Raw genomic sequence first — 8564 nt, forward strand, 5'->3', positions numbered from 1 at the left:
TCTTTAATTATTAGGATTTCAACACGACAATCCCCTTATCTACAAGAAACCATCTAAAATGAAAAATAAGGAGTTGCGTAATGATGAAGCTATCTCCCGTTATTTCAAAAAATTTAGTTGCTGTTGGCTATAATCCTTTTTCTATGATTTTACGTATTCAACTAAAGAATGGTATGTATGATTTCTTTAACGTGCCAGAAAGCATTTACACCGGTTTATTAAACGCACACTCTAAAAGTTATTATCATAATACTTATATTAAAAATTCTTACCGCTATACTAAAATTTAAACTTGATTGGCATACAAAAAAGAAAGGCGAATCAAATCCCCTTTCTTTTTTGTATGTTAATCGCAATTTACCTTCTATTTCTTTTATTAATTTCATCGTACGCCTGAACTTGTCTTTTAAGTCGCCTGTCGGCTTTTTTATCATGTACGACAAGAACTGCGTGTATCGCTCCTGGAACCCAAAAAATTAAGGTTAAAATGAAATTAATAATCGCTTGAAACGGCTTTCCGCAAAATAAAACAGCTACCGGCGGAAGTAGAATTGCTAATAAGTACATCATATCTGAAAAACTCCTTAATGTTTATTTTTCGATTCTTCCCCATCCATCTCCTACACTATCAAACCTATGAAATCATGTTATTTCTAAAAGCGTATATAAGAACTCATCATTACAAAAATCACATATAATAGTATAACTAAATGAGGAACCTCTCAATAACGTTAACAAGCTATTTTCACCTGTTCGTTTATATGTATATTCTACGCCTATATGAAAAAGCCTACAAAAAGAATTAACACATCCATCTTGTCCTACTTCTAAAATTGAAATACTCCAAACTTCATTGAAATGAGTATTTCATCACCTTTTCTTAGATTCCAATCGTTGTTCCTCTACTATTTCGGTTAATCCAATTGCTGAAATTACAGTACCTATTGCCTGTATCCAAATACCTATTAGCCCTATTATGCGTTGATCTTCTTTATCTATATTACTATCTTCATTTCCCTCTTCTTCTTTTGATATATTGTGAATACCTTCATATGCTTGTAATCCTGCACCTAAACTTTGCATTGAATTCCCTAATACAATAATCCACTGTATTCCATTTTTCTCATTCAATGCTACTTCTACTCCTAAAAAAGCTCCAATTGATTGCAAACTATTACCAGTAATTATAAGGAAATCATTTTCTTTCATTTGTTCATTTAGATTTAAATATGTTCCTATTACATTAGAAATATTACCTAAAGCTAATAACTCAATCCCCGTTTTCGCTAGCGCTTTATTTTTATTATCTATAGTTACCTCTTGCTTCTCACATTTATCTTCATCTTTCGCATCATTAGTTGCTATAATTTGTAATATATATCCGAGAGCTTGTAATGAACTCCCTACAATAACGAGATCCGACTCAATCTTTTCTTCCCCTGCAAACCCTCTAGTTGTTCCAATTGCTGCTATAAGATTTCCTCCTACTTGAAACCAGGCACCTGTCAATTCTAAATCGCGTAGGTTCATTTCCCATCACCTATATTTAAATTTTCTAGTACATTCGAAATAAACAAATATCACCTTTAATTCATTATTCTATTTTTCATATGTAATTTTGTGCATCACATAATGTACTAATAATACAAAAGAGCACCTTTCAGGCGCTCTTTTTGACAAGGAGTTTCTCGATGAATGTATAATTTGCAAATGCTTCCTACATACTTCAATATATGCTTGTCCTTCAGAACTGTGAATATAACATTTAATACTTATCTGAAGATTAAATGCATACTGGACATGTCAATGACTCACCGTTTTTATCTATTGATATATTTAATATATAATGAATTGCTTTATGTGACCACATTTCAGGTGTAGGAGATTCTTTTACATATTGAGGTGCACATGAGTGAAGCATTGGAGTGCTAATACTTCCACCTGGATCTAAAGCAACTACTGCCATACCATTTGGCAGTTCCATTGCCATTGACTGCGTGATACCTTCAACAGCAAACTTCGAAGCACAATATGGCGCAAGTTCAGCCTCGCCTTCTCTTCCCCAACTAGAGCTCATATTAATAATAATTCCTTCTTTCCTAGCTATCATCGTCGGGACGAACGCCCTAATAACATTTACTACCCCGTTCACATTTACACTCATTACACTTTCAAATTCTTGAGCCGGAACTTTCCATAGCGGTGCACTTTGATTAACAATCGATGCATTATTTATTAACATATCGGGAGCCCTATACCTATTAATAATACGACTTGCCCATTTACTAACTTGGTGATGATTTGAAACATCAATTATTTGAAAATCATGTGAAGCACCGTAATATTTATTAAGCTCTTCAATTTTATTTTTTGAGCGTCCACACCCTGCTATTTTCCATCCCAATTCATGAAACCTATCAACCATTGCACGTCCTAACCCTTGCGTTACTCCAGTAATAATTACAAGTTTCCCAATGTCGTTTCGCTCCAACTTCATCTCCTCCTTTCCATTAATATTACTCTTTTTATTCTTATTCAACATCTCACTTAAGTATCAATTCATTTCATACTTTAGAAGTATTTTTGATATTACATATTACAAACAAAAAGAGTAACCATCATAGTTACTCTTTTTGTTTGTATCGTTATTATTTTTAAATTGTATCTTCTATTCCCTACATTTCTCACATCGATAAATATAGGTTACACCTTAATGAAAGTATATTTATTTTTACGGTTCGATTTATCCAAATACTTTTCAATCCACTTTTTCAACTTAACAGAGCCCACCTCTATCAATAAATTTTCACCTAGTCTTATAACATACTTTTATTTAGATTCTCAATCTCATTTTGCAACTTTTTAAATTGCTCAAAATGCATTGTTATAGATTGAATACTATTCCTTTCAACATTTTGCTTTACTAATAAAACGCCTGTATCGTGAAAAATCGCTTCAAGTTCTTTCCTTATAGATACTTTCGTAATATATGCGGTTTTAATTGCCGATAAAATTGCTATTTCATTAAACTTTAATTTTATTTCATTAGGACAAAATGCTTTTTCGATCAATGTGACATCATTACTATAAATAAAAGCAACAAGTTTACTTGATTCTGCATCTGTTAAATCCACTGTTTTTATAACATTATCCATTACATTTTGCCTCCTTTAATTCCATATATATTAATTATTCAAATTTGTTCTTTTTAAAATTCAGCTCTTCATTAATTTTAACATACTTTTTGCTCGATTGATTAAACAAAGCTTCAAACATTTTTCTATTCCGGAATATTTGTCAAATGAACCAATTAGACTGTACCTTCATATAGTAATGCAAACAATTACTTATAAAGTAGGTGAAAATTATGCCCTCAGTTGTTGGGAATTTAGTTGTACAAAATAGTAACGGATCTTTCAACTTAGGTGATTTCTACAATGTTTCTCCAAAAGAGAATACGAAAGCTTATAACGGATCTGGCGCATCTAACGTTGGCTTCGTAGTGAACACTTTTAGTGGGGTTAGCGCGACTAATACATTTGATTCTGATCTAGCAGATCAAAACCAAGTTGGTACTGCCTAAACAGCTCTGTAATCATTTTTGTATAACATTTTTAAATTTGTCTATACTATACTCAGGCTGATACACAGCTATCGTCGATTTTTTGAGTACCAATCTTTTTCTCCCTTTCCCTGGGACTAAGCAGCTAGCTTCCATCTAGCTGCTTTTTCATTTAGTTCTTCACCTCTTCAAAAAATTAGGTTTTTACAGGTATCCTGACTCACAGCCGAATTTTGAGGTGTAAATCTAATTGCCCGCAAATAGCTAGATAAATTAAAGAAGCTAAACTTCAAAATTCAGCTTCTTTTAAGTTACATCAATTATGTCCCTTGCAGCAAATATATATGTTTTATAAAATGCATCTGTACATTTTACAATTTGTTGAATTGGATTTATATGAACCACTGTCATATAACTCGTAAGTATGTATCCTTCTTCAAAATAGGTCACTAACATCTCTTTTTCAGACAATAATGAAGTTAATAATTTGTCTGAAATGCTTTCTTTCGCTTCATTCGTTATTAGTGGCCTTTGGACTTTTAATTTCTCTCCAATAATTTTTCTCATACTTAATAATTGTTCCGACATTACTGTAAATGGAACCCACTCTCTTCCTTTTTCCTGTACCTTTACATAATTCATTTTCTTTACTCCTCAATTTTCTATATCTATCCATTCTTGAACTACCCCACTTTCACTTCGTTTAGAAGTGGGGGATTCCTAAGTAAAGAGTTCTATCGAACTCTAATTTATTAGGCTATCTCCGCAGTCCTTGCGGTTAGAAGCCTTATCGCTTCATTCTTTAGATTGATACTTGCGTTAATATCCCTATCATGATGTGTACTACAAGAAGGGCAGTCCCATTTACGTAGGTTTAGATTTTTAACGTCTTTGTTTTGATATCTACAACAAGAACATAATTGGCTTGAAGCAAATGTTTTCGATACGACAATGACTTGTTTGCCGTATCATTTTTCTTTGTATTCCAACATGGTTCGAAACTGTGACCATGATACCTCACTAATTTCACTTCTAAATACACTTTATCCATCTCTTATTTATATGTAGCGTAGCTTTCCAATTCAAAACTATTTATGAATTTGTAGAAATCTCCACTTCAAAAGAACATTCGTTCTAATTATACACGAACTAACGTTCTTTCGGAAGTGCAACATGTAAATTTTTCAAACAAAATGCAACTTTAATATATGAAGTTTATTCATACTCATTTATTACTTCCTTTTATTAATCAAATTTCTTTGCACTTCCTATCGCATCATAGAATACGTGTAGCAACAATAAAAGCGACTCCACCTAATGTGAAGTCGCTTTTATTGAACTAATTATATTTCTAATTTTACTTTTCTATCCTAACTAACGTTCTTTCTGGAATACAAATTTCAGCTATATCTCATTAACCATCCTTCAACAAAAGCACACACTTTTATTATGAACGAACTCACAAAGCTTTAGAAACTTATGATGTAAAACAATTCATTCCTCATAAGTTTCATACATATCGACAATTACTACCATTTATCCTGCTATTTGCAGGCAGTAAGATTCACACTCATTAATTTTTCACTTTCTTTATTGAATATGCTTGGGTTGCATTATAATATGTAATTCTCTCTCTGTTTCTGTTTTTTTCGGATTCCGATAATATTCCAGTTTATATTCTAATACTTCATACTCAACCATCCCAATCTTTATCCCTTTTGTTTCTTTTAATACAGCTAATAGAACGCTTATATTTTCATTAGATGATTCAAAAATTTTCCCACCGCCTTCTCTCTTAAAAATAACTTTCATATATTCTCCCCCAAATTAATTTAATAATCTAGTAAATATAAAAATATTCATCCTATTTTAATAAAGTGAAGGCTTTTACGAGCAGTTGATGTCCCACCTAATTCCCTCGCATTCGCCGAATTTTGAGGTGGGAGTCTTACTGCCCAAAAATAGCGGGATAAATAATTCATATCATCATTAAGAACATCCTTTTGTACTAAATGTTCAACATGTCACTTCCTATAAAGTTAATTTATACTCCAATAAATATGATATGTACCATTCTTTAAATTATGTCCTCAATTCAATCTCCAAGAAAATATATTTAGTTTATATTTAACAAAATTAATTAACTAAAACATTATCATTTCAACATTTTGCGAAGTAATTGCTTATTCCTTTTTATTTACACCAAAATTTTCTATTGTAATTCTTAATATTTAAATGTAATATTGTATTGTCTTACTATCTATTTATAACTCACACACACTAACGAGAAAAGGGAACTCTATATGAGTTCCCTTTTCTATTGAAAATAAAAAAACAGAAATATAGCATTATGCTAAATCTCTATTTTTCTTCTAAACCTTATTTCTCATCTAAGACTTTAAATGTATCTTTAAATTCTTTATCTGTTACTTTAATATCTGCTTCTTTCAATAGATCATTGATTACTTGTTGTTTCCATTTACCTGTCGCATCTTGCAGTCTTTGTTGTTCTAAATCTTTTCGAATCGTATCTTTTACTTCATCAAATGGTTTCAATTCTTTTTTATCCGTCACTTTTATTATATGATAACCATAAGATGTTTTTATTGGCTCACTTACTTGTCCTGCATCTAATTTATACGCAGCTTCCTCAAACTCTTTCACAGTTTGACCAGGAGCAAAACCAGCTATTTCTCCGCCCTGTTCCTTTGAACCAGTATCTTCCGAATACTGTTTTGCTAAAGCAGTAAAATCTTCACCATTATTTATTTTCTCTTTTACTTCTTTCGCAGTTTTTTCATCTTTCACTAAAATGTGACTTACCTTCATTTCAGGTTTATGGTTATCTTTCACATCTTTATCTGTGACAGTCGCTCTAATCGCTTTCTCAAGTGCAATTTCTGGCTTCATTCTCTCTTTTAATTCATCTTCATTCTTTAATCCTACTTGCTCTAAAGCCACTTTAAACTTGTCACCCATTTGTTCCTTCGCTGCTTCTACTTGTTTTTTAGCTTCTTCATCTGAAACTTTATATTTATCTAGCAATGCCTTATTTAACATCATTTGAGATAAAGTACTTTTTCCATATGTTTGCCTTAATTCTTTACTTAACTCTTTCTCTGTCACGTTTCCTACTTTTGATGTTGCAACATTTTCTGAGGAACCACACGCAGACAATGTTAGCGCCACACATGCAATAATAGTTCCCATAAATAGCTTTTTCTTTTTCAATTCAAATACCTCACTTTGATAAATGTATATTAGGAACTATACAGCGCTATTGTGAAATCAATGTGTTTTCTGCAAGTATTTCTCTTCATGCCAGAGACAAGCTTTATTAAATAAAAAAGCCGGCATAAAGCCGACTTTTTTATTTAATCTGCACATGTTCTTCTTTGATCCATTTGTTCCCACCTATATCTATATATCCATCTTGACGATTCCAAATACGATAAGGGACCTTCCCATCGACCGCACCTGTATCATTCCCGTTTGGCCCATCGTACGTTCTAATTTCATATCCAGGTGTATACTTTGAATATGCATAAAACCATTGTACATTAAAATGTTCTAACTTAGCCCACTGTTGTTCACCCCCTAAACAAATCATATCTTTTTCGCCACCTCCCCAATAACCTTTATAGATTAAATATGGGATTTTTTTCGTAAGTCTTCCTATAAATTGCGGATTCGCAGGATTTTCATATAAATTAATGCCGTATCCATCATCATATTTTGAAACTGCAATACCAATTCCATTTGGTTGCTTACTGTCTCCAATACTAGATTGATTTGTTCGATTTGAACCTATAAACCAAGAAAGATTTTTATTCCCAATTAATTGATTCAAATCACATTTTCCAATACCAGGAACATTTCCTGAATCAGTATATTGCCAAATATCACAAGGATATGCTGGTTTATTCCCTCCATAACGAGGAATCCAAATAAAATCAGCATCAATATTGCGAGCTCCAAATGATACATACGTGTGATGTCCTACATATAAACCAATTTTTTTTGCACCTAACCGGCGTAATTCATCAATAAATGCTTGAGTCCCGCCTTGCATATCTACCATTGTTTGAACTTCTACATCTGCCACCCAAAATTTAGCGTTTTTATCGCCACGATTCCAAAAATCTTGCGCTTCTTTTTTTGCATCTGAAATAGATATAAAACGGCAAAATGCATAATTTCCAAATGGAATACTACGTTTCTTCATTTCTTTCACATAACCTTGATACATAAAATCGACCGTATTCGAACCATCTTGAACTCTAGCAATAACTAAATCTAGTTGAGACGCTGCAATATCCCAATTAATATTTCCATTCCATTTCGAAATATCTACAATATAACCCATTACTAATCAACTCCTTTTTATTATCCTATTCAAAGCTTGTATTATTGCTAGACCCATATGCCTAATAGCAAGCTTCTATAAGACAAATAAATATATTTTCATCATTTTTTAAAACTAAATAATTTCTTTTTATCCATAATACTCAAGTTCTTCTTTTTTGCATTTGCAAACGATAGACTTGCGTTTATTTCATACTAAATATCGGGATAAAACTATAAATAATGTGCATACTATATGTAAGCTATTTTAGCTTATACTCATGACTGACCTCCAATATTTTTCAATCTCCCTGTAAAAAGACAGCTAAATAATAAAAGCTGCCTTTTTATTATTTCCTTTATGTACAAGAAAAAGACATTTTCGATTCAGGAAAATGTCTTTTCACATTTTAATAATACAATTTTGGTGTTATATCCTTATTTTCTATATTCCCTTCAATTACAAATCGTAAATCATCATTGCTTGTAACGCAGCTTGTAGAAAATAAAATAGGGATATCGCACACAACGTCGTTCATTACATCATGAAATACATTGGCAGCAACACCTGTAAACGTTTGGCAAAGGTTTGAGATATCATCGTTAAAAAATTGAATAACTTTCGCAGCAAAAACTGGAAAAATAACATTCGCTCCAC

Annotated in this window: 10 protein-coding genes and 2 pseudogenes; 2 read left to right on the forward strand and 10 right to left on the reverse strand. The window is 32.0% G+C overall.

The genetic code is table 11. From position 1 onward, the window contains the following. Positions 1–80: 80 nt before the first annotated feature. A complete protein-coding gene (locus JFT89_RS12930) occupies positions 81–290 on the forward strand; it encodes a KTSC domain-containing protein (RefSeq protein WP_002157941.1) in 210 nt (69 codons plus the stop codon). A gap of 67 nt (positions 291–357) precedes the next feature. Here the strand turns inward: JFT89_RS12930 and JFT89_RS12935 are convergent, their stop codons facing one another. The 4 genes from JFT89_RS12935 to JFT89_RS12950 all read right to left on the reverse strand — a co-directional run bounded on the left by JFT89_RS12935 (position 358) and on the right by JFT89_RS12950 (position 3155). Further along, complete coding sequence (locus tag JFT89_RS12935) at positions 358–570, reverse strand: YqaE/Pmp3 family membrane protein (RefSeq protein ID WP_002065263.1); 213 nt, start codon at positions 568–570, stop codon at positions 358–360. A 300-nt stretch (positions 571–870) separates the two neighbouring features. After that, positions 871–1530, reverse strand: coding sequence for a DUF6944 family repetitive protein (locus JFT89_RS12940; RefSeq protein ID WP_002012729.1), 660 nt, complete (start codon positions 1528–1530; stop codon positions 871–873). Between the two features lie 253 nt (positions 1531–1783). Then, the gene (locus JFT89_RS12945) at positions 1784–2491 is read right to left on the reverse strand and encodes an SDR family oxidoreductase (protein WP_033706745.1); all 708 of its coding nucleotides are present in this window, start codon (positions 2489–2491) and stop codon (positions 1784–1786) included. 325 nt (positions 2492–2816) lie between these two features. Further along, positions 2817–3155, reverse strand: a complete 339-nt coding sequence (locus JFT89_RS12950) for a hypothetical protein (protein ID WP_002012726.1) — start codon at positions 3153–3155, stop codon at positions 2817–2819. Positions 3156–3367: 212 nt separating this feature from the next. On the opposite strand from JFT89_RS12950, the gene gerPF reads away from it, so the two are divergent. After that, the gene (gene gerPF, locus JFT89_RS12955) at positions 3368–3583 is read left to right on the forward strand and encodes a spore germination protein GerPF (RefSeq protein WP_001141569.1); all 216 of its coding nucleotides are present in this window, start codon (positions 3368–3370) and stop codon (positions 3581–3583) included. A gap of 285 nt (positions 3584–3868) precedes the next feature. Here gerPF and JFT89_RS12960 read toward each other — a convergent pair whose 3' ends face one another. The 6 genes and pseudogenes from JFT89_RS12960 to JFT89_RS12985 all read right to left on the reverse strand — a co-directional run. Beyond that, a complete protein-coding gene (locus JFT89_RS12960; RefSeq protein ID WP_002012722.1) occupies positions 3869–4204 on the reverse strand; it encodes a YolD-like family protein in 336 nt (111 codons plus the stop codon). Between the two features lie 110 nt (positions 4205–4314). Continuing rightward, positions 4315–4587, reverse strand: a pseudogene (locus tag JFT89_RS12965) (zinc ribbon domain-containing protein); the annotation flags it as partial. 565 nt (positions 4588–5152) lie between these two features. Then, complete coding sequence (locus JFT89_RS12970) at positions 5153–5374, reverse strand: hypothetical protein (protein ID WP_002012623.1); 222 nt, start codon at positions 5372–5374, stop codon at positions 5153–5155. Positions 5375–5941: 567 nt separating this feature from the next. Further along, positions 5942–6793: a peptidylprolyl isomerase PrsA gene (locus JFT89_RS12975; protein ID WP_016094099.1), complete on the reverse strand. Its 852-nt coding sequence runs from the start codon at positions 6791–6793 to the stop codon at positions 5942–5944. A 139-nt stretch (positions 6794–6932) separates the two neighbouring features. Next, positions 6933–7928 carry a glycoside hydrolase family 25 protein gene (locus JFT89_RS12980; RefSeq protein WP_002065260.1) on the reverse strand — a complete coding sequence of 332 codons (996 nt, stop codon included), beginning with the start codon at positions 7926–7928 and terminating at the stop codon, positions 6933–6935. A gap of 388 nt (positions 7929–8316) precedes the next feature. Beyond that, positions 8317–8564 (reverse strand): annotated as a pseudogene (locus tag JFT89_RS12985) (hypothetical protein); the annotation flags it as partial.

Origin of the sequence: Bacillus sp. TH25 (genome assembly GCF_016650935.1) — a bacterium.
Taxonomy (GTDB): Bacteria; Bacillota; Bacilli; order Bacillales; family Bacillaceae_G; genus Bacillus_A; species Bacillus_A mycoides.